The following is a 19,965-nucleotide window of genomic DNA, read 5'->3' as shown; positions in this document are numbered from 1 at the left end:
TAGGATCGAGCCTGTCGCAACTGGCGTAGCACGAAAGATGGGTCACCATCGGGGAGCGACTGACACGGTTAGTGGCCGCACGCCTGGGCCACGACGATCAATCATCACGTCGTTAACCAATTCGTCTAAGGAGACCCCGTGTCCGATTCCGTGCCATCCACCCTCTTGAACTCCACGTTCAACGAACCCCTCGACGTCGTCGACCCCGAGATCGCCGCCGTGCTCGAGCAGGAGCTCGGCCGCCAGCGCGACTACCTCGAGATGATCGCGAGCGAGAATTTCGTGCCCCGTGCCATCCTGCAGTCGCAGGGTTCGGTGCTCACCAACAAGTACGCCGAGGGCTACCCGGGCCGCCGCTACTACGGCGGCTGCGAATACGTCGACGTGGCCGAGCAGCTCGCGATCGACCGCGCGAAGGCGCTCTTTGGCGCCGAATACGCGAACGTGCAGCCGCACTCCGGCGCCACCGCGAACGCCGCCGTGCTGGCCGCCATCGCCACGCCCGGCGACACCATCCTGGGCCTCGAACTCGCCCACGGCGGACACCTCACCCACGGGATGAAGCTCAACTTCTCCGGCAAGCTCTACAACCCGGTCGCCTACGGCGTCGACCCGGAGAGCTTCCGCGTCGACATGGACGTGGTGCGCGACAAGGCCCTCGAGCACAAGCCGAAGGTGATCATCGCCGGCTGGTCCGCCTACCCGCGCCACCTCGACTTCGCGGCCTTCCGCAACATCGCCGACGAGGTCGGCGCCCTGCTCTGGGTCGACATGGCCCACTTCGCCGGCCTCGTCGCAGCCGGACTGCACCCCTCGCCCGTGCCGTACGCGGATGTCGTCTCCAGCACCGTGCACAAGACGCTCGCCGGACCGCGCTCCGGCTTCATCCTCTCCCGCGACATGACCCTCGCGAAGAAGCTCAACTCCAACGTCTTCCCCGGCCAGCAGGGCGGCCCGCTGATGCACGTGATCGCCGCGAAGGCCACCGCGTTCAAGCTGGCGGGCGAACCCGAGTTCAAGGAACGCCAGGAGCGCACCCTCCGCGGCGCCGGCATCCTCGCCGCCCGGCTCACCGCCGACGACTCGAAGGCGGCCGGAGTCGACGTGCTCACCGGCGGCACCGACGTGCACCTCGTGCTCGCCGACCTTCGCAACTCGCCGATCGACGGCCAGCAGGCGGAGAACGCGCTGCACGAGGTGGGCATCACGGTCAACCGCAACGCCGTTCCGTTCGACCCGCGCCCGCCGATGGTCACCAGCGGCCTGCGGATCGGCACGCCGGCCCTCGCCACCCGCGGCTTCGACGACGCCGAGTTCACCGTCGTCGCCGACGTGATCGCCGAGGCACTCAAGCCGGACGCCGACATCCAGGCCCTCCGCGCCCGGGTCAAGGTGCTCACCGAGGCCTTCCCGCTCTACCCCGGCCTGCAGCAGTAGCCCCCTGCTGCCTGGTCAAATTCGACGGAGATTTTTGGAAAAACGTAGGTTTGAAGCCCGTATTCAGGGTTCTCAGCCAAAATCTCCGTCGAATCGGACCGGGCGGATCGGCCGAATTGGTTTGGCGAGTGCGGAGGTCTGCCGCGCTCGCGAGCTCTGAACGATTGGATCACCCATGAGCGCACTCACCCTCGACGGAGTCAAGACCGCCTCCGCGATCAAGTCGGAACTGATCGACCGCATCACCGACCTGCGGGCGCACGGGGTCGTGCCGGGGCTCGGCACCCTGCTCGTCGGCGACGACCCGGGCTCCCGGTCGTATGTCGCGGGCAAGCATCGCGACTGCGCCGAGGTCGGCATCGAGTCGATCCGGATCGACCTGCCCGGGTCGGCGACGAGCGCGGATGTCCGCGCCGCCATCAGAGACCTCAACGCCAGCCGCGAGGTGACCGGTTACATCATCCAGCTGCCGCTTCCCGTCGGCCACAACGACAACGCCATGCTCGAACTGATCGACCCGTCGAAGGATGCCGACGGCCTGCACCCGACCAACCTCGGCCGGCTGGTGCTCGGCATCGAGGGTGAACTGCGCTCGCCCCTGCCCTGCACACCGGCGGGCATCGTCGAGCTGCTGCGCCGCTACGAGGTGCCGATCGTCGGCCGGAAGGTCGTCGTCGTCGGCCGCGGTCTCACGGTCGGACGTCCGCTCGGCCTGCTCTTCACCCGCAAGGGCCTGGACGCCACGGTCACGCTCACGCACTCGCGCACCGTCGACCTGGCCGGCGAGGTGCGCCGCGCCGACATCGTCGTCGCGGCGGTCGGGGTGCCGCACCTGATCCGGGCCGACTGGGTCAAGCCGGGCGCCGCCGTGCTCGACGTGGGGATCACCCGGGTGACCGACCCGGAGACCGGCACGGGCAGGCTGACCGGGGACGTGCATCCGGATGTCGCAGGCGTCGCCGGCCACCTCTCGCCGAACCCGCGGGGCGTCGGCCCGATGACCCGCGCCATGCTGCTCAGCAACGTGGTGAAGGCTGCCGAACAGGCTCTGCGCCCCTGACGGCCTGGCCCGGCGGGGCGGGTGGTGCGCGGAGCAGGCCGATCTGCACCAGCGGGCGGCCGTTCCGGTGCTGCCCGTCCTGGTGGGCGCAGTGGCGCTGAACTACGCTCGGGAGAACGAGCGTGAGATCACGGAGGTCGTCAGCCATGTCAGAGCCGACAGTGATTCGGGGTGCGGTGCCCGCACACTCGCCGACGACCGGCCCGGAGCGGACAGTCCGGGCGTCTCCCGGCCCGGCCGTGCGACTGGCCCTGTTCCAGGGCCGCGCCGAACCGCTGGACCTTGCGGCCAACCTCGCCGTGCTCGATGAGGCCGCCAGGGAGGCCAGGGCGGCCGGCGCCGACCTGCTGCTCACCCCCGAGCTCTTCGCAACCGGGTACGCTCCCGGGCTGATCCGCGACTCGGTCTCGGCCGCTGCGGTCGCCGACCTCGACCGGGATCTTGCCGGCATCGCCGCCCGGCACGACATCGCCCTCGTCTACAGCGCACCGGGTCCAGGACCGGCGGACGACCGCCGGATCACGTCGGCCCTCGTCGACCGCACCGGCCGGGTGGTGGCGCGGTACGCGAAGTCGCACCTGTTCGGGGCGGAGGAACGGGCGAGCTTCCGGCCCGGCACTGCGCCGCCGCCGGTCGTCGACTTCCTCGGCCTGAAGATCGCCCTGCTGATCTGCTACGACGTCGAATTCCCCGAGGTCGTGCGTGATGCCGCCCTGCACGGCGCCTCCCTCGTGCTCGTGCCGACGGCGCTGACCCGCGGGTATGAGAACGTCTCCCGGGTGCTCGTGCCGGCCCGCGCGCTCGAGAACTCCGTCACGGTCGCCTACGCGAACCACGTCGGGGTCGAGGCCGGGCTCGACCTGGCCGGGGCCAGCGTGATCGTCGGACCGGACGGCAACATCATCGCCGACGCAGGCCGGTCCACGGGCCTCAGCTACGCCACGGTCACGGCCCCCGGCCCCGACGTCGACTACCTCGCCGACCGCCGGCCCGAGCTGTACCGGTCGTGGACCGACGCGGAACACGACCGCAGCGGCCAGTCCGGCTAGACGGCCGGCGCCGTCAACGGTCAGGCGACCGGATGCGTCCCAGTCGCCGTTCTGGGACAGCCAGGCCGGCAGCACGGTGAGGAGCAGTTCGCCGCCGAGCAGGAACGGGGCCGGGTCGGCCGACTCGCTGCCGGCAACCCACCGCAGTAGGGTTGGAGGGGCCGTCGCAGGAGCGGCCCTGACCCGCCCGGCGAGCCATGAGAGCAGCTGGGCACGGGTCATCGTCGGCAGCCCGTCGGTTGAGGCTGTCAGCATCGCCATCATGCCTGCAGCATTGGAGCCTCGTCAATTTGATCCCCGCGCAGCCCGCTGGTGCGAATGACCACCGAACCGGGCGGCGCCGGACAATCCGCCCGCAGGGCCGGGCGTTGCGCCAACCTACGCTGACGACACCACCATCTTCAACGTCGGAACGGACTGTCAATGGAGACGACTAGCCTGCCCCGAACCCAGGCGAAAACCTCACTCCGAACCCAGCTGGCCCGGCGCAAACCGATCGACCAGCTGCCGCACCCCGATGAGTCGCCCCTTCCGCACGGGGACCTCAAGCGCAGCCTCGGCCTCTGGCAGCTCACCATGATCAGCGTCGGGGCGACCCTGGGCACCGGCATCTTCGTGATCCTCGGCGCGTCGATTCCCCTCGCCGGCCCGGCGATCTGGATCGCCTTCCTGGTCGCCGGGGTCGCGGCGCTGCTCTCCGCCCTGTCCTACGCCGAGATGGCCAGCTGCGTGCCGGCATCCGGTTCGAGCTATTCCTACGTCTACGCGACAATGGGCGAGGGCATCGCCTGGATCTGCGGGTGGTGCCTGGTGCTCGAATATGCCGTGTCGATCGCGGCCGTCGCCGTCGGCGCCGGCCAGTACATCAACGAAAGCCTGGCGACGTTCGGCCTGCACCTGCCGAATGCGATCGCCCAGCCGCCCGGCTTCGGCGGCGTCGTGAACCTGCCCGCCGCCGGGCTCGTGCTCCTGTCGATGCTGCTGCTGATCCGCGGGGCCAAGGAAAGCGCCTGGGTCAACACGGTCATGGTCGGCGTCAAGATCGTCATCCTGCTCATCTTCGTCGCGATCGCGTTCACGGCGTTCTCCGCCCGCAACTTCGAACCGCTCGCCCCGATGGGAGTCGCGGGGATCTCCGCGGCCGCGTCCCGGCTGTTCTTCTCCTACATCGGATTCGACGCCGCCTCCACCGCGGGGGAGGAAGCCAGGAACCCCCAGCGCGACCTGCCGAAGGCGATCATCCTGTCGATGCTGATCATCACCGGCATCTACATCCTGGTCGCCGTCGCAGCGATCGGGGCGCGGCCGTGGACCTGGTTCCACAGCGGCGAGGCCTCCCTTGTCGTCATCCTGCAGCAGCTCACCGGGCAGCCGTGGATCGCCCTGTTGTTCTCGGTCGGCGCCGTCATCGCCATCGCCAGCATCGTGCTGACCGTTCTCTACGGCCAGACCCGGATCCTGATGACCATGTCCAGGGATGGCATGGTGCCCACGGTGTTCGGCCGGATCTCGCCGCGCACGAGCACCCCGGTCGCCGGCACCGTCATCGTCGGGATCGTCGTCGCGATCGCCGCGGCACTGATCCCGCTCGGCGAACTCGCCGACGCGACCAGCATCGGCACCCTCTGCGCGTTCGCGCTCGTCAACCTGTCCGTGATCTACCTCCGCCGCGCCCGGCCCGAACTCCGGCGCTCCTACCAGGTGCCGTTCTACCCGCTGGTCCCGATCGCGGGCTTCGCCATGTGCGTTCTGCTGATGGTCACCCTGGGCGGGACGACCTGGGTGGTCTTCGGAATCTGGATGCTCATTGGCACCGGCCTGTATTTCCTCTACGGTCGGAAGCACTCCGTCGTCGGCGCCATGAACCCCGAGGAATACGCGGACGCAACCGATTCCTCCCTGTCGATCGTGAAGGCACTCAAATGACAATGGCATCCGACCTTCCGCACCCGCCGGTCCCCGGCGAGGCCGCGCGCCCGCCGATCACCATGCTGAACCCGGACTTCCCGTTCAGCTACGACCACTACCTCGGGCACCGGGCCGGGCTCGGCCGGGTGCCCGACCTCAAGCTGGGCACCGAGGTGGCCGTTGTCGGCGCCGGACTGTCCGGCGTTGTCGCCGCGTACGAGTTGCTCCGGCTCGGCCTGAAGCCGGTCGTCTACGAGGCTGCCCGGATCGGCGGCCGGCTGAAGACGGCCGAGTTCTCCGCCGCACCCGGCGTCGTCGCCGACCTCGGCGGGATGCGCTTCCCCGAGTCGGGAAAGGCGTTCTACCACTACGTCGACACGGTCGGCCTGGAGACCCGGGAGTTCCCGAATCCGCTCTCCGCCGTGACGCCGAGCACGCTGATCGAGCTGGAGGGCAAGGCCCACTATGCGGAGACGGCCGACGACCTGCCGCCGTTCTTCACCGAGGTGGCCGAGGCCTGGCGGCGGGCCCTGCGCGAGGAGGTCGACTTCGACGCCGTGCAGGAGGCGCTCCGCACCCGCGACGTTGCGACGATCAAGCGGATCTGGAACCGGATCGTCGCCGAGCTCGACGAGCAGACGTTCTACGGTTTCATCGCCGGCAGCGCCGCCTTCAGGGAGAAATCCTTCGCCCACCGGGAGGCCTTCGGGCAGGTCGGCTTCGGCACCGGCGGCTGGGACACCGACTTCTCCAACTCGATCCTCGAGATCCTGCGGGTGGTGTTCACCGACGCGGACGACAGGCACCGGCGCATCCTCGGCGGAGCCCAGCGGCTCCCCGACGGGCTGTGGTCGCACGCCCCCGACGACCTGGTGCACTGGCCGAAGGGCACCTCGGTCGCGAGTCTGAACGGCGGGGTGCCGCGCGGCGCCGTCGCCGCGATCAAGCGTGGCGAGGGCGGCGGCATCCGGATCACCGAGAAGTGGGGGGCGACCCGCGAGTTCGAGGCGGCCATCGTCACCTGCCAGTCCTGGCTGCTCTCCGCCCGGATCGACACGGAGGAGACGTTGTTCGCGCCGGAGATGTGGACGGCGATCGAGCGCAGCCACTACATGCAGTCGTCCAAGACGTTCGTCATGGTGGACCGCCCGTTCTGGAATGACATCGACCCGGAGACCGGCCGCCATGTGCTGAGCATGACGCTCACCGACCGGCTGCCGCGGGCGACCTACCTGCTCGACGACGGCCCCGACAAGCCCGCCGTCATCCTGCTGTCGTACACCTGGAACGACGATGCGCTGAAATTCCTGTCGCTCAGCGCCGACGAGCGCACCGACCTGATGCTGCACTCGCTGAAGAAGATCTACCCGACCGTGGACATCGCCTCGCACATCGTGGGCGAGCCGATCACGGTGTCGTGGGAGGCCGACCCCAACTTCATGGGCGCGTTCAAGAACAACCTGCCGGGCCATTACCGCTATCAGGAACGGCTCTTCGGCCACTTCATGCAGGGCGATCTGCCGGATGCCCAGCGCGGCGTGTTCCTCGCCGGCGACGACATCTCGTTCACGGCGGGCTGGGCCGAGGGGGCCGTGACCACGGCGCTCAACGCGGTCTGGGGCACCGTGCGGCACCTCGGCGGCGGGTCGTCGCCGGGCAACCCCGGCCCCGGCGACGTCTGGGACGAGTTGGCGCCGGTGGTCCTGGACTGACCGACTTGGCGTGCGTGCTCGCCTCGCCGGATCAGCCCTTCGGCGCGGGCAGGGACTCGGAGTGCAGAGCGGAGTGCGCCAGATAGGCGTCGGCGTTGTGACGGATGCCGGCCACCTCGTCATCCGTCAGCGCCCGGCGCACCTTGGCCGGCACGCCGGCGACCAGCGAACGCGGCGGAACCACGCTGCCCTCGAGCACGACGGCCCCCGCGGCGACGAGCGAACCCGCACCGATCACGGCGCCGTTGAGGATGGTCGCGGACATGCCCACCAGCACGTCGTCCTCGATGGTGCAGCCGTGCAGCACGGCGCCGTGGCCGATGGAGACATCCCGGCCGACAATCAGCGGGAAGCCGTCGTCGACGTGGCAGGAGACGTTGTCCTGCAGGTTGGAGCCGGCCCCGATCCGGATCGGCTCGGCCTCGGCTCGCAGCACCGCGTTGTACCAGACGCTGGCGTGCTCGGCGAGGATGACGTGGCCGACGAGCACGGCGCCGGGGGCGACGAACGCGGTCGCGGCCACACTCGGTCCGGGGCGGTCGGCGAGGGTGATGATGCGGGCGGCGCTGTCGGCGGTCATACGCGCCAGCCTAGTGCGCGGCCGCCCGGGTGATGCCTGACCAACGGCATATGAATGAAGCGAACGCCCCAAGAAACAATCCGGAATCCGGATTCCTCCGCCGTGCAGCTGTTTCGTTTGCCGTCCCTGTCCGCAAATCTAGTGTGGGCGGGTCATCCGGGCGGGTCGGCACCCGCGTGCGTTGGGGAACATGGACATTTACTGCTACTGCCCGCTGACCGTCCCCCTTGCGGGCGACGTTGGGAGCTCAGCAGATCGGCCTGAATGAGTACCGATTGCAGTGCTCGTGCTCTCGCCCCGGTCGCGACCGTGCTCAGTCACCGTTCTTCTTTTTGTTTTGTACCTGCAGTCCGCCGGCGGGTCGGGTCTCGATGAGGAAGAGTTCCGTCGCTCGAACCAGGTCGGAAAGTTTTGTGTAGCCCCAGTTTCGTGAGTCGAAGTCGGGCTGTTGCTTCCGCATCAGCTGGCCTACCGTGGCGAGGTTCGCCCATCCGTCCTCTCCCGATGCGGTGGTGACGCTTATCCGTAGCCCGGAGATAAGCTTCGTGTCGCTGCGCAGTTTTGGGGGCGGAACGCGCGTGAGCGCCGCAGCGGTGCTCTCCGCAGCGGCCTCGTCGAGGACGTCGAGGTATGTGAATCGATCGCACGCGTTGCGGAACGCTTCGGGCGTCTTCCGCTCTCCGAACCCATAGACGATGACGCCTTCTTCGCGGATGCGGGACGCGAGACGGGTGAAGTCGCTGTCGGATGACACGATGCAGAACCCGTGGAATCGACGCGTGTATAGCAGGTCCATGGCGTCGATGATCAGTGCACTGTCGGTCGCATTCTTGCCGATCGTGTTGGCAAATTGCTGCATGGGCTGAATCACGTACTCGCTCGCGACAGGCTTCCAACTGCTTAAGTTCGTCTTGGTCCAATCGCCGTAGACCCGCTTGACCGAGGCAGTGCCGAAACGTGCGACCTCGGCGAGAACGGCGCCGATCTTTGCAGGCGGCACGTTGTCAGCGTCGACGAGGACGGCGAGGAGATCGTTCGGCTGCACCATGTGACAAGCATGGCAGTCAACGCCCAACAATTGGTCCTGCCCGCTCGGGGTTCGGCCTATGACACAGGCTGTTTAGATTTAGACCTTTGAAGCACGAATCGGCGTCGGAGCTTGTGGCTAGCATGGAACTTCTGAGGGCGCTGAACCATCGATTCGATGGGCGATGATCGCGGCGTGGGACCGCTTGCCCGGATCGGTTCGGGTGTTCACCGCGTGAACGTGAAACCCTGCGGCCTCGAGCTGTGTGCTCATCTCACCGATAGGCCAGAAGTAGGCGGTCGTAACGGCGTGCGGAAACGGCTCGACGGTGTCGCCCTCGAAGAAGCCGAGGAGGAGGCTGCCTCCAGGGGCAATACAGCGGGCGAACTCGCGCAAAACCGCTGGCAAGTCACTCGGGGAAAGGTGGATAACGGAGTACCACGCAAGAATTGCAGCTGCGTATCCGTCTCGGACCTCGAGATCGCCCAGTGACGCGACTCGGAACGGGACCGCCGGAAATCTTCTTCTCGCTTGCCCGATGAACGCCTGAACGTGATCGATACCCTCCGCATCGACACCACGCTTCTTGAGGAAATCGGTCCAATGTCCAGGACCGCACCCCGCGTCGATAACCGCGCCCCGCAGGTCGCGCGCCCACTGGGCGACAAGCCGCTGATCCGATTCGTGCGTGTTAGCTATCGATCCGAGCAGCGCCGTGTATTCCTCCGCCCGACCGGCGTATGCATCCAGAACCACATTGCCAGTCATGGGACCGAGTCTAGGAGAGAAGCCCGGTAGACGTTGGTCTATCGGCTCCCCACCCCTGTGCCAGCGGGAGAAACGATCTTCCGGTCATGTTCATCACCCTGAGCCCTGGGACGCGGTACCCTCAGGGCAGACAACAGAGTCGGAGCGTGGGCGATGCTTAGATCAGTAGTTTGGGCAGGCGCGCTCTTCTACACCGCCTTGGTCCTCACCGGGTGCGCAATGGATGATTCGACCTCGCAGATTCGCCGTTTCCTGGCTGCCGCTGGGGGGTCGTACGATGTGCTCCCGCCCGGGCTTGAGGACGCGACGAGCGATCCTGAGTCGAGCCGGTTCGTCGGTGAGTACGCCGGTGTCAGCTACTTCGTCACGAAATACGTCGATCCGGACTCAGCGCAACCCGGCTTCTGCCTGGTGCTCTCCAACCCGTCGGTGGGCTCAGCATCAGGCTGCGGGTCGGACACCAACGCGACCCGAATGCGCGTGAGTAGCGATGGGACCGGCAGCGCCAGAGTGGTGGTCGCCAACGACATCATCCCGGCAGGGTGGACGAAGCTTGGCGACTTCCTGATTGTCAACGCCGAACGGTGATCCCCGTTTGACACGGGTGAACTCTGAGGCCACCGGCCCGGTCCAGGTTCCCAAACGCCACTCCCCAGAGACTTCGGGACCCAGGCCAAACGGCCATGAATCTGCGTCGATACAGGTGTCGGGCCGCCCCGTCGTATCCGGAGCGGTTCTTGTGAAGATCGTGGTTGCCAACGAGCCACCCCTGCGCTGTCTTCTTCGAAGAGGCTCCGCTGGGAGTCTCGAACGAGGATCAAGCGTCACGACTGGCCAGCCTGAAAAAGGGAGCGATTTGTCCATCGAAGATCAACGGTGAAGGATTGTTCAATGGAGAAAAATAGTCTCGGAGAACTGACCGTCTCGGCGCAGGGCCTCGGTTGCATGGGAATGAGCGAATGGTACGGACTGGCAGACTGGGATCAGTCCATCGCAACTGTCCATCGTGCGATCGAACTTGGCGTGACGCTTCTGGACACGGCAAACGTTTATGGGGACGGCCACAACGAAGTACTCGTCGGCCGTGCCATCCACGACCGCCGTGATTCTGTGCAGATTGCGACCAAATTCGGAATCGATCGCTCAGGTGGGGACGACAAACGAATCAACCGTGGTGACCATGGGTATGTGAAACGTGCGGCCGAATCATCGCTGTTACGCCTTGGAATCGACACGATCGATCTGTACTACCTGCACCGTCCGTCACAGACGGCCGAGATCGAGGAGACAGTTGGAGCCATGGCCGAGCTAGTTGCTGAGGGCAAGGTTCGTTACCTCGGCCTCAGCGAGGTCGATGAGTCGCTGCTTCGGCGCGCCCACGCCGTTCACCCGATCAGTGCCGTGCAGAGCGAGTACTCCCTCTGGACACGCGACCCCGAGAATCTCGCACCCGTTATGAAGGAACTCGGCATCGGCCTTGTTCCGTACTCGCCTCTTGGGCGCGGATTCCTCACTGGAACAGTTGACCGCGCGACGTTCGACGAGAAGGACTTCCGCAGCAAGAGCCCACGCTTCGTCGGCGATGCCGGGGATGCGAACCAGGCGATTGCAGAGACGGTCATCGAAATCGCGACGCGGATCGGCGCGACACCGGCGCAGGTCGCACTTGCCTGGGTTGGTGCCCAAGGAGGACGCTTGGGGATCTCGATTGTGCCGATCCCCGGGACGAAGCGCGTGAAATGGCTCGAGCAGAATGTCGGCGCCGTTGACCTCGAGCTCGACGCAGAGACCCTCAAAACGCTCGACAGTCTCGGTGAACGGGTCGTCGGAGCTCGCTACTAGAACCTCATCGAAGCTCGAGAACGACCGCAGGTGAGCAACAGCGGCACGTCGCATCCGCCAACTCGAAGCACTGCAAATTTCCCTCAACGGGTGCATCGGCTGCGGCTGCGCGTCCCTGGGCAAATGCACCCTGTTCAACCCCGACGATGAGGCCGCAGGTAAAGGTCCCGGCTCGCGAGGGCTGCGCAAGGCGACGCCGCGACAGTCACCGATTGACGGCAAGGGCTCGATCCCGTCTCCGGTCGCCGAGCAATCGCGGCGACGTTAGGGGTTCCGCTTCCGGTCGGGCACTGGCGGCTTCGATGCGAGGCCCGCCCTGAATTCACACAAGCATGGCAACAATGTTCTACGAGGTTGACTCGCATGAAAGGGAGAGAATGTGGCTGTGGCTACATCGAATGCGGTAGAAGACCCCGAAGAGCTCGAGCATGCACGTGTCATTATTCATCGCCTAGAGCAGGGCGAGAGAATCCGAGACCGGTTCGATCGGATTTCTCGGCTGCCAATACCGTCGAACTCCGAGCTTGCTCGTGATGACGCCGCCACCGCGTGGATGGAGCTCAGTCACGTCGTGATGACAGCGCTCAACATGGCCACTGACAACATGCGAGCCGTCCATGACATGCTCCTGCCTGGCGACCGGCTTATCGTCCCCCTGTACGCGCACTATCCGGTGCTCCGATCGATTCTGGAATCCGCCGTCGAAGCAAAATGGATTCTGCTTCCCGACGGACGACCAGAACGGATAAGGCGGCTCCTGCGCGCGCGCATCGGCGACGCCAATCAGGATGCAGACCTTGCGAAGGTAGAACGCGAGACAGTTGCGGGGATGGACCAGCCCCCAACCGCTGCCGATCTTGAGGAACAGAAGCGTGCGGACGACGCTCGGTATGCCAAACACATAGCCAAAGCTAGGGAACTTGCTTTAGCAAATGGAATCGAGTGGTCTTCCGTGAAGGGTGGACTGCCTCCGTGGATTCACATGATCCGCGAAGTATGCACTGTGCCCGCGATGCCTGGATCGGTGCGCGTTCCCGGTGGATACGCGGCAGGTCTGTGGAAGATCATGAGCGGTCTTTCGCATCCTTCGACCAGCCGCTCTGCCCGCCACTCCTACCTTGAGCCACTGTCGGAATCCGACTCTGGCGTCATTCATGCGCGCCTGACCGCATCACTTCGCTACACGATGGAGGCAACGACAGTGGCCTTCAATACCGTGAACGAAGCAATCGAGCTGTTGGAAGTCCGGCAATTCACCCACATTCGGTGAAGGTTCCTCTTGGGGTAAGCCTATTTGGGGTAACCCTACGACTTGGGCGCAGCACAGCTCATCCTTCGCGCCCTCCCGGATTTGGCTCGATGCGCCCTTTCGAGATCACCGAGTGCAACCAGAGTGCGAGAGGAAGTTTCGGCCTGGCCCAACCGGAACCACGAGTTTGCCCATTCCGTCGTCGGCAGGCGCCGACGCTTTTCAGCCGTTGTGAATCAGGTCTACGATTTTCTGGGCGCTGTCGTCTGGAGAGATGCTGATCTGCACATGATCACCCTCCAAGGCTTCCATCACCACAACGGCAGCCTGTATCTCTCCGCCGATCTGAATAATCAGGCGCGCCGAATCCCCGGCTTGGACAGCCTTCACCGTGAGCGCGTTAAAAACCACCGCCCCATCTTCGTTGAACGTCACGTCAACCGCATTCTGCCCCTCACCGTCGGCGATGGTGGCCTGCTCAACACCGGCCCGCTCAAATGCGGATGGGAGAACAACATTCTCGCCATTGACCAGAACGCATTGCGGGTTCGCCCCATCAGCGCACGTCTCCGATACCGCCAACTCGATTGTTCCCCCGGTAGCGGACGCTGTATCGCCGGCGCCAACAGAAGCCGAACACCCGCTAAAGGCCAACACGGCAAGTACGACCAGAGAGAGTCTGGGTGTTAGAGAAGTCATGAGTATCCTTCCTTCGACGCGGGAGTTGAATACTGGCACAGCTTCCGCGTCCCGAGGGGTGCGACAGGCACGCACCATTGTCGAGGAGTCACAGGCAGCTTGGGCATCGCTTCAACACCTGCCCGCTTTTCCACAGAGGGTTCGACCACCGGATACCGTAGGTGCCGCCCGGTCGTGAACAGTCGCCGGGGGATGCTGATTCTGTGGAATTGAACACTGGTGCCGATTCGCCCGCCGTTGTCATTCGGCCATATGGTCACGCAGATGCCGCGGTCACGTTGGCGATCTTCCTTGCCGCAGTGACCGAGACCGCTGCCGCCGACTACTCGCCGGAGCAGATTCAGGCGTGGGCTCGGCCAGAAGCGCGCGAGCTATCCGCTTGGCATGCGGCGATGCAGGCACGGAACAGTTACGTGGCAACCGTGGATGGTGCGCCGGCAGGCTTCTCCGACGTGGACGCTGAGGGGCATATCGACATGATGTTCGTCGCGCCTCCCTACCAGCGACACGGGGTAGCACGGCAACTGATCGGCCACGTGGAGGCCCGCGCGCGTCAGGAGCAGTTGACAGAGCTGTCGGCCGACGTCAGCATCCCAGCCCGCCCCTTCTTTGAGCGCTACGGATTCAACGTTGAGGCAGAACAACACCCGGTAAAGGCCGGCGTACAGCTGACCAATTACAAGATGAAAAAGAAGCTACTCGGCAGTGAGGTGTGCCTGAGTGGGCAGCTTGTTTGTCGCACCCAGGACCAAGCGGACACTGTCCGGGAACACCTGCAACTGCACCTTGCCCTCACCCGCGCCGAACCGGGATGCCGTTCGTTCAACGTCACCACGACGAGCAATCCCCTGATATGGCAGGTCGAGGAGCGCTTCGAGCACGCAGCCGCCTATGAAGCCCATCAGGAACGAGTCGCCAGCAGTGAGTGGGGTCACGCCACCGTAGGAATCGAACGCCGCTACTGCGTGATCGGACTCTAGCCACTCGCCCGCCTCAGCAGTTGACCCTTTGTGACACCCCAGGTGGGCGACCTCCTGCCTCCGCAATTCGCGCTCGGCGCGTCGCTCAAGGTTGCTCTGGGCTGAATCGGGCTGGCCGCGCGACGAGTCCTCCAATACGGTGAGGGCATGTCCCAAACCGTTTCCCTGATTCGCTCAGCTGACCTTTCCGACGTGGCGCAGTATGCCTACGCGGCCACAGCTCCGGCCGAGGCGCGCCTCATCTTCCTCGCTGGTGCCTGCCCGTTGAACCTCGACGGCAGCACTGTTGGAGTCGGAGATTTTGCAGCGCAGGCCGACAAGGCAATGGAGAACCTCGTTACCGCTCTGAGAGCGGCAGGAGCCCAACTCGAAGACGTCCTGAGCACGCGAGTCCTCGTCGCGTCCTCCAATCAGAGCGACCTCGTCGACGCTTGGGCTGTCGTCCGTGCGGCCTTCGGCCAGCACGACGCACCGAGCACGCTGATGGGCGTCACCGTTCTGGGCTACAAGGATCAGCTCGTTGAGATCGAAGCCATCGCGGCAGTAATCGACTGACACGACCAACCCGCAGAGGGTTCCGCTCCCGGTTAGCGGACGCGCTGTCCATATCGGGGTTCAGGTTTCCAGGCGTGGACTGGCGAGCGTTCGGGTCGTTCAGTTTGCGGCCATAACGGCTGGATGCCGCTCCATTTGCCGCCAAGCTCCTCCGGACAGTGGACTCAGCGTGACGAGCGTGTAGACGATCGCGACGATTCCGAAGGCGACCGACAGGCCGATCGTGTCGGCGGCGATGCCGCCGAGCAGGGCGCCGAATGGTACGCCCGCCCACGCACCGGCGTTGATCAGGCCGAACACCCGGCCGCGCATGTGTTCGGGGACGCGTTCGAGCTCCACCGCGCCGAGGATCGGGTTGATCGCTCCAGCCGCCAGGCCCGAGAGCGCGGCCGTTGCGACGAGCACGGGCAGCGGCGCACCGACGGCGAAGGCGGCGCTTGACGGGCCGCCAGCCAGGGCGAAGCAGACCGCGAGGGTCACGCGGCGGGGCACACGGTGAGCGACGAAGCCGAAGGCCACGTTGCCCACCAGGGCGCAACCGCCGATGACCGCGACCAGCAGACCGAGAGCGGCCGCGCCGCCCAAGCGATCGTTCGCGTACAGGGGCATTAGGGTCGAGCCGCGGGCGGCGTCGAGCAGGTTCGTGACCAGAACGAGGCCAACCACCAACCGCATCAGTGGGTCGTGGATGACGAAGCGGAAGCCTTCGGCCAAGTCGGCCCAATAGGAGGTGCGGGACGCGTCAGCACTTTCGCTGCTGAGCCTGACGGCGGCGGGCACGGCTGCCACGAACGCCCAGGTCAGCAGCGCCGAGACGGCGAATGTCGCCGCGTTGACGAAGAGGGCCACGATCGGTCCCAGGAGCGCGACGAGTAGCCCGGCGATTGAGGCGCCAATCAGCTTGGCGAAACGCTCAGAGCCGTCGAGGAGCCCGACACTCTGCTCGATTCGCACGCCGGCCCGCATCGTCAGCCCGGGCAGCATGACGCGCCGGGCGGTCTGCCCCGGGGTGTCGAGCAGTCCGCCCGCGAACACCAGGACGAGAAGCGCCCAAAATGGCAGCCCGATGGTCAGCGCCAGCACCGGCATGGCCAGAACGGTGGCACCACTCACGAGGTCCGCAACGATCGCCGCTCGCCGGTGACCCACCCGGTCGACGACGACCCCGCCGAGCGCCCCGCCGACCACGACCGGGGCGGTGGCGAAGAATGCCGCGATTCCCACCTCGACGCCCGACCCACCGAGGCCGAGGACGTAGAAGGGGATGGCGAAGGCCGAGATCACGTTGCCCGTTTGTGAGATCGCGTGGGCGGCCAGCAGCGCCGAGAGGGCGCCGGTTCCGCGGCGGTCGCGAGGCAGCGCCTCCTTGGTGTGCTTCGTCATCGGCGGTCTAACTCAGGGACGGCGGTAGGCTTGGTAGACGAGCACCACGGGCTCGCCGCCATCGGCCGTGGCGGGGTCGTGGGCGGCGCTCGCGTCGACCCAGCGCTCGACGAGGGCTTCGAGCTCGGCTCGCATGGTGCCCAGCTCGTCGACGGTGAGACGCAGGCTGCGGTCACCGCTGGCGCCGGCCGTGACCCACTCGCGCGGCAGGGCAGGAGTCGCGTCGATGTAGTCGGTGAAACGGGCGGCGTAGGCCTGAGCAATGGACTTCTGCAGAACGGAAGACGCGGCCAGCTTGTCGGGGTCGTCGAGCAGATCGGCGGGCTCCCAGCTGGTCAGCAGGGTCGTGGCCTTCCACCAGCGTTCGCGGTGGTCGGCTCTCTGAGCCTCAGCGGGCGCGATCAGGGCGATGGAGGCAAGCTTTCCGAGGTGGTAGCTGATGGTGCCGGGGGCCTCATCGACGATGTCGCCGAGCTGGGCGGCCGTCTGCGGGCCGCGTTCGCGAAGCAGACCGAGCAGACGCAGCCGGGTCGGATGCGCGAGGACCCGCATCGAGGCAGCCGAGCTGAGCGTGGTGCGTGAGGCGTCGCGGGGGGTCATACCGATGACCCTATAAGAACAACAGTTATTGCGCAATATTTGTTGCGCAATAACTGTTGTTCGCTTTGCCCCTCGCTCCTAAGCTGAGCCCATGGTGACCGAGCTGAACCTTCACGGCCGGACTCTGCATGTCGAAGGCTTGGTGAACGCACGCGATCTCGGTGGTCTCCCACGAAGAAATGGAACGCCGACGCCCCGGGGCGTCTTCTTCCGTTCTGAGAATGTCGACTGGGTCTCGCCAGCGGGGTGACCAGATCCGCGAGGCCGGCATCCGCACTATCGTCGCCCTCCGCCCGGCTGGCGAACGGGCGCAGGACACCCAGCCTCGGCCCGAATGGCTGACCGCTCTCACGGTCGACCTGGACGGTCTCGATGATGCCGTTTTCTGGAAGGACTACTGGAGTAACGGGCTCAGCGGCACCGCCCTCTCCTTCCTGCCGCACCTCGACGCGATGCCGGAGCACAAGCAACCCCCAGCAGCGACTGCTGATCATGCGTCCATGGCTAGGCCACGAATACGTCCGTTTCAACCTCGGCGCGCGCCGCAGCCGAGGTACAGGCACCGTTTCGGGCACCAGCGAGAAGGGTCCACCGTGCGCCTTCCCTGCAGCGCACTGTTGACTCCGGGGGCTCTTCAGTGGACGAACGCAGCCCATCGGTCCTTAGTGATGGCATAGTCGACAGTGCCTTGGTCGGAGCCGGGCACAGGGCCATTAGCCCCCTCGCCGCGAGTACCTAGATAAGTCAGGCGCAGGCGACTCATTACCGCTCGAGAGCCTGCGTTGACAGCCATCGTTTCGGCGAAGACTTGGGTCAGCCCCACGTCTTCGAAGCCGTAAGCGAGCAATGCAGCGGCACCTTCAGAAGCCAATCCCTGGCGCCAGAAGTCCGGCAGCAGCCGATACCCCAGTTCTGCTTGTCCTCGCTCGTCCTCGTCCGCCGGCGCGAGGAGCCACCAGCCGACGAAGTCTGCTCCAAGAAAACCCGCCCAGAAGCCGAGACCGTTTCGCGCTGCATCGACGCGTTCCTTATGGTGTTTCTCAACTTCCGAACGCTCCCGCGGTTTGCCGGCACCCAGATAACGCATGACGTCAGGATTCGCGTCAAGGAAGATCTCGTATTCGAGATGCTCGTCTCCCAGCGGAACGAGAGTCAACCGGTTGGTCTGAAGGGTGACTTGGATCATCTCCTGACTATTGCAGCCAGGCATGTCCATGGCCAATCCGAATTGGCCATAGGAGGCCGACAGAAACGCCCGCGGTGGCCACGAAACCTGCCCGCTCATGGTCGACAGGAACGTCCCGTAGAGGGTTCCCGTGCGGCACCGACATCTCGGCCAATCGGGGTCACAAAACGCGGCGCCAGGGCCTCCCGAGAAGAGCCCGTAGGAGGTCCCCCTTGCGATACGGGAACGCTACCGCTCCCGGCCGGCACGATTTTCTGGCGAAGTCTTCGACCAGTGCCCTTTCGCGCCACGTTTCGATCGGGTGATACATGTGCGCAAAGGCGAAATCAGGGCTGCGGGATCACGAAGTGCGCAACGACATTCAGGACCAGGATCACCGGAACAGCGATAACAGCGCTGCGAGACATACGGCCCAGCCAACGGTCTGCTCGGGGCCGAAACATCAGCCCGACTATGACAGTTGCAAGGAGCGCGAAGAGCAGTATTGCGCTGATCAGCGACGCGCGAACAGGCAATAGGTGGGGTGAACACACGCCAGGAAGACTTGCTGAGCACGCCCACCCAGGTAGGACTGGCTGCGAAATCCAAAGAATGAGCAATCCCAATAGCATAACGCCAGCTGCGAGGACAGGTGAGCGGGTGGTGCCATTCGTCTTGACGGGCATGTCGCCAGACTATCGATCGGATGGCCCAACTCAGCGCCGCTCACAGCGTTAGATACAACGAACCGGTCAAGGTTCCTCATGAGGCAATCCGACCGAGCTGTGGTTCTGCGGCGTTGACCCGTTCTTTTCACCTTGCCGCTGCGTGAGGAAAAAATAGTCGGTAGACCCACGATCCGAGGCACCAATGGGTCGTGGTGAGGATTGTGCCGCCGAGAGCGACCATTCCTCCCAACACGATTCCCAGCGCTGATAATCCGAAATAGAAGGACAAGGCCGCACCTGCAAGTAGCACGGTGGACAGCAGGTAGGAAAACCGTCGTGGACTCGGCGTGGGGGGAAGCGCCGGAGCACGAAACAGATGGCGAACGCCCAAGTTATAAACCAGATCAAGAATCATGCCACGGGGAAATAGTGCCCCGGTGAGAGGAACGATTGCTCCCAATCCAAGAAAAATCGGCGACTGCAAAATCAATCCGAGAACGATCAAGACAGTGCCCACTGCCGGTGTGAATCGTAGGGGCCATGCGTAACAAGACTTAGCGTCATCATCGAGGCCTCCGAATCCCTGCTTATCCAGGTTGGTCTTCGTTAGTTCTCTCAGTGCCGCCATCTTCAATTCCTTAATGCTGGCCATAGGCAACCCCATTTTGCAGACAGGGGCTATTCGTGTTTTCTTGAAAGTCTGCAATGTCTCTAGGATATCGAACCCCATGCCTCCGGGCCGCGATGTGTGTTCACCCCAAACGGTGGAGATTGATCGCTTGACGGCAATAAGACCATCGAATTGCTTGACGGTGAAAAGACCATCAGGTAATGTGAAGGCAATAAGACCGTCAGGAGGAACCTGTCATGGCAGCACGCGGAGAAGTCAGAAGCGCCGAGGCTCTTGGCCGGATGCTGCAGCAAGGCCGCCTTGTCAGCGGGCTAACGCAGCGCGACCTCGCCGACAGACTCGAGACCGACCAGAAATACATCTGGGCGCTGGAGTCCGGCAAGAAAACAATCATCTTCGAGCGCATTTTCGCGATCATGCGAGAAACCGGTGTCCGGATGTACATGGAGATCGACGACGCGCCGGATGAGCCCCCTCACGACATCGCGGAAGAACCCAATGGCTGACCTGCGCGTGGAACTCTACGGCGAGCTGGTGGGACACTTGGTGGGCGCAAACCGTCGCACTTTCGATTTCATCGCGACCAAGAATGCCATCGAGACGTTCAGATCTATGACCCGGAGGCGCCGGGCGAGCCACGCAAGCCTGACCT

The 19,965-nt window shown here is 65.0% G+C and carries 20 protein-coding genes and 1 riboswitch; of the genes, 12 read left to right on the top strand and 8 right to left on the bottom strand.

Translation table 11 applies throughout. The annotated features are described in order from the left end of the window. The first annotated feature begins 6 nt into the window (after positions 1 to 6). Positions 7 to 96, top strand: a riboswitch (ZMP/ZTP riboswitch). 42 nt (positions 97 to 138) lie between these two features. The 5 genes from glyA to E3T48_RS09610 all read left to right on the top strand — a co-directional run bounded on the left by glyA (position 139) and on the right by E3T48_RS09610 (position 7,166). After that, positions 139 to 1,437, top strand: coding sequence for a serine hydroxymethyltransferase (gene glyA / locus E3T48_RS09630; protein ID WP_134523846.1), 1,299 nt, complete (start codon positions 139 to 141; stop codon positions 1,435 to 1,437). A gap of 175 nt (positions 1,438 to 1,612) precedes the next feature. Beyond that, positions 1,613 to 2,497, top strand: a complete 885-nt coding sequence (locus E3T48_RS09625) for a bifunctional methylenetetrahydrofolate dehydrogenase/methenyltetrahydrofolate cyclohydrolase (RefSeq protein ID WP_134523845.1) — start codon at positions 1,613 to 1,615, stop codon at positions 2,495 to 2,497. Between the two features lie 146 nt (positions 2,498 to 2,643). Beyond that, the gene (locus E3T48_RS09620) at positions 2,644 to 3,546 is read left to right on the top strand and encodes a nitrilase-related carbon-nitrogen hydrolase (RefSeq protein WP_134523844.1); all 903 of its coding nucleotides are present in this window, start codon (positions 2,644 to 2,646) and stop codon (positions 3,544 to 3,546) included. Positions 3,547 to 3,969: 423 nt separating this feature from the next. Further along, on the top strand, positions 3,970 to 5,472 hold the full coding sequence (locus E3T48_RS09615; protein ID WP_134523843.1) for an amino acid permease: 1,503 nt from the start codon (positions 3,970 to 3,972) through the stop codon (positions 5,470 to 5,472). Further along, positions 5,469 to 7,166 carry a flavin monoamine oxidase family protein gene (locus tag E3T48_RS09610; protein WP_134523842.1) on the top strand — a complete coding sequence of 566 codons (1,698 nt, stop codon included), beginning with the start codon at positions 5,469 to 5,471 and terminating at the stop codon, positions 7,164 to 7,166. The genes E3T48_RS09615 and E3T48_RS09610 overlap by 4 nt, the downstream gene beginning before the upstream one ends. Positions 7,167 to 7,197: 31 nt before the next feature. Here the strand turns inward: E3T48_RS09610 and E3T48_RS09605 are convergent, their stop codons facing one another. The 3 genes from E3T48_RS09605 to E3T48_RS09595 all read right to left on the bottom strand — a co-directional run bounded on the left by E3T48_RS09605 (position 7,198) and on the right by E3T48_RS09595 (position 9,541). Continuing rightward, positions 7,198 to 7,746, bottom strand: a complete 549-nt coding sequence (locus E3T48_RS09605; RefSeq protein ID WP_134523841.1) for a gamma carbonic anhydrase family protein — start codon at positions 7,744 to 7,746, stop codon at positions 7,198 to 7,200. 313 nt (positions 7,747 to 8,059) lie between these two features. Further along, a complete protein-coding gene (locus E3T48_RS09600; protein WP_134523840.1) occupies positions 8,060 to 8,794 on the bottom strand; it encodes an NYN domain-containing protein in 735 nt (244 codons plus the stop codon). Between the two features lie 117 nt (positions 8,795 to 8,911). Further along, a complete protein-coding gene (locus E3T48_RS09595) occupies positions 8,912 to 9,541 on the bottom strand; it encodes a class I SAM-dependent methyltransferase (protein ID WP_134523839.1) in 630 nt (209 codons plus the stop codon). Positions 9,542 to 9,760: 219 nt separating this feature from the next. On the opposite strand from E3T48_RS09595, the gene E3T48_RS09590 reads away from it, so the two are divergent. The 3 genes from E3T48_RS09590 (at position 9,761) to E3T48_RS09580 (ending at position 12,653) form a co-directional block, all read left to right on the top strand. Then, positions 9,761 to 10,129 carry a hypothetical protein gene (locus E3T48_RS09590; protein WP_134523838.1) on the top strand — a complete coding sequence of 123 codons (369 nt, stop codon included), beginning with the start codon at positions 9,761 to 9,763 and terminating at the stop codon, positions 10,127 to 10,129. 303 nt (positions 10,130 to 10,432) lie between these two features. Then, positions 10,433 to 11,383, top strand: a complete 951-nt coding sequence (locus tag E3T48_RS09585) for an aldo/keto reductase (RefSeq protein WP_134523837.1) — start codon at positions 10,433 to 10,435, stop codon at positions 11,381 to 11,383. A gap of 385 nt (positions 11,384 to 11,768) precedes the next feature. Further along, the gene (locus tag E3T48_RS09580; RefSeq protein WP_134523836.1) at positions 11,769 to 12,653 is read left to right on the top strand and encodes a hypothetical protein; all 885 of its coding nucleotides are present in this window, start codon (positions 11,769 to 11,771) and stop codon (positions 12,651 to 12,653) included. A 201-nt stretch (positions 12,654 to 12,854) separates the two neighbouring features. Here the strand turns inward: E3T48_RS09580 and E3T48_RS09575 are convergent, their stop codons facing one another. After that, complete coding sequence (locus E3T48_RS09575) at positions 12,855 to 13,331, bottom strand: hypothetical protein (RefSeq protein WP_134523835.1); 477 nt, start codon at positions 13,329 to 13,331, stop codon at positions 12,855 to 12,857. A gap of 203 nt (positions 13,332 to 13,534) precedes the next feature. Here E3T48_RS09575 and E3T48_RS17245 point away from each other — a divergent pair, with 203 nt between their 5' ends. Next, the gene (locus tag E3T48_RS17245; RefSeq protein WP_241986752.1) at positions 13,535 to 14,311 is read left to right on the top strand and encodes a GNAT family N-acetyltransferase; all 777 of its coding nucleotides are present in this window, start codon (positions 13,535 to 13,537) and stop codon (positions 14,309 to 14,311) included. Between the two features lie 147 nt (positions 14,312 to 14,458). Further along, positions 14,459 to 14,866, top strand: a complete 408-nt coding sequence (locus tag E3T48_RS09565) for a RidA family protein (RefSeq protein WP_134523834.1) — start codon at positions 14,459 to 14,461, stop codon at positions 14,864 to 14,866. A gap of 99 nt (positions 14,867 to 14,965) precedes the next feature. Here the strand turns inward: E3T48_RS09565 and E3T48_RS09560 are convergent, their stop codons facing one another. Both E3T48_RS09560 and E3T48_RS09555 read right to left on the bottom strand, forming a co-directional pair. Next, entirely contained in the window at positions 14,966 to 16,249 is a 1,284-nt protein-coding gene (locus E3T48_RS09560) for an MFS transporter (protein WP_134523833.1), read from the bottom strand. Between the two features lie 12 nt (positions 16,250 to 16,261). After that, complete coding sequence (locus E3T48_RS09555; protein ID WP_134523832.1) at positions 16,262 to 16,849, bottom strand: helix-turn-helix domain-containing protein; 588 nt, start codon at positions 16,847 to 16,849, stop codon at positions 16,262 to 16,264. A gap of 91 nt (positions 16,850 to 16,940) precedes the next feature. Between E3T48_RS09555 and E3T48_RS17620 the strand changes: the two genes are divergently transcribed. Then, positions 16,941 to 17,099 carry a tyrosine-protein phosphatase gene (locus E3T48_RS17620; RefSeq protein WP_134523831.1) on the top strand — a complete coding sequence of 53 codons (159 nt, stop codon included), beginning with the start codon at positions 16,941 to 16,943 and terminating at the stop codon, positions 17,097 to 17,099. Between the two features lie 384 nt (positions 17,100 to 17,483). On the opposite strand, the gene E3T48_RS09545 is transcribed toward E3T48_RS17620, so the two are convergent. Beyond that, the gene (locus E3T48_RS09545) at positions 17,484 to 18,035 is read right to left on the bottom strand and encodes a GNAT family N-acetyltransferase (RefSeq protein WP_134523830.1); all 552 of its coding nucleotides are present in this window, start codon (positions 18,033 to 18,035) and stop codon (positions 17,484 to 17,486) included. A gap of 792 nt (positions 18,036 to 18,827) precedes the next feature. Next, entirely contained in the window at positions 18,828 to 19,334 is a 507-nt protein-coding gene (locus E3T48_RS09540) for a DUF4395 domain-containing protein (RefSeq protein ID WP_166789687.1), read from the bottom strand. A gap of 215 nt (positions 19,335 to 19,549) precedes the next feature. Here E3T48_RS09540 and E3T48_RS09535 point away from each other — a divergent pair, with 215 nt between their 5' ends. Continuing rightward, positions 19,550 to 19,819, top strand: coding sequence for a helix-turn-helix domain-containing protein (locus E3T48_RS09535; protein ID WP_134523828.1), 270 nt, complete (start codon positions 19,550 to 19,552; stop codon positions 19,817 to 19,819). The last annotated feature ends 146 nt before the right edge of the window (positions 19,820 to 19,965 follow it).

Origin of the sequence: Cryobacterium fucosi (genome assembly GCF_004403515.1) — a bacterium.
GTDB lineage: Bacteria > Actinomycetota > Actinomycetes > Actinomycetales > Microbacteriaceae > Cryobacterium > Cryobacterium fucosi.
This window is presented reverse-complemented; position numbering and strand designations above follow the sequence as displayed.

Bases quoted from the DNA above. Each gene is read 5' to 3' on its own strand.
- E3T48_RS09625 (WP_134523845.1), top strand. From the start codon at position 1,613: ATGAGCGCACTCACCCTCGACGGAGTCAAGACCGCCTCCGCGATCAAG.
- E3T48_RS09620 (WP_134523844.1), top strand. From the start codon at position 2,644: ATGTCAGAGCCGACAGTGATTCGGGGTGCGGTGCCCGCACACTCGCCG.
- E3T48_RS09615 (WP_134523843.1), top strand. From the start codon at position 3,970: ATGGAGACGACTAGCCTGCCCCGAACCCAGGCGAAAACCTCACTCCGA.
- E3T48_RS09610 (WP_134523842.1), top strand. From the start codon at position 5,469: ATGACAATGGCATCCGACCTTCCGCACCCGCCGGTCCCCGGCGAGGCC.
- E3T48_RS09605 (WP_134523841.1), bottom strand. From the start codon at position 7,746: ATGACCGCCGACAGCGCCGCCCGCATCATCACCCTCGCCGACCGCCCC.
- E3T48_RS09600 (WP_134523840.1), bottom strand. From the start codon at position 8,794: ATGGTGCAGCCGAACGATCTCCTCGCCGTCCTCGTCGACGCTGACAAC.
- E3T48_RS09595 (WP_134523839.1), bottom strand. From the start codon at position 9,541: ATGACTGGCAATGTGGTTCTGGATGCATACGCCGGTCGGGCGGAGGAA.
- E3T48_RS09590 (WP_134523838.1), top strand. From the start codon at position 9,761: ATGGATGATTCGACCTCGCAGATTCGCCGTTTCCTGGCTGCCGCTGGG.
- E3T48_RS09585 (WP_134523837.1), top strand. From the start codon at position 10,433: ATGGAGAAAAATAGTCTCGGAGAACTGACCGTCTCGGCGCAGGGCCTC.
- E3T48_RS09575 (WP_134523835.1), bottom strand. From the start codon at position 13,331: ATGACTTCTCTAACACCCAGACTCTCTCTGGTCGTACTTGCCGTGTTG.
- E3T48_RS09565 (WP_134523834.1), top strand. From the start codon at position 14,459: ATGTCCCAAACCGTTTCCCTGATTCGCTCAGCTGACCTTTCCGACGTG.
- E3T48_RS09560 (WP_134523833.1), bottom strand. From the start codon at position 16,249: ATGACGAAGCACACCAAGGAGGCGCTGCCTCGCGACCGCCGCGGAACC.
- E3T48_RS09555 (WP_134523832.1), bottom strand. From the start codon at position 16,849: ATGACCCCCCGCGACGCCTCACGCACCACGCTCAGCTCGGCTGCCTCG.
- E3T48_RS17620 (WP_134523831.1), top strand. From the start codon at position 16,941: ATGGTGACCGAGCTGAACCTTCACGGCCGGACTCTGCATGTCGAAGGC.
- E3T48_RS09545 (WP_134523830.1), bottom strand. From the start codon at position 18,035: ATGATCCAAGTCACCCTTCAGACCAACCGGTTGACTCTCGTTCCGCTG.
- E3T48_RS09540 (WP_166789687.1), bottom strand. From the start codon at position 19,334: ATGGCCAGCATTAAGGAATTGAAGATGGCGGCACTGAGAGAACTAACG.
- E3T48_RS09535 (WP_134523828.1), top strand. From the start codon at position 19,550: ATGGCAGCACGCGGAGAAGTCAGAAGCGCCGAGGCTCTTGGCCGGATG.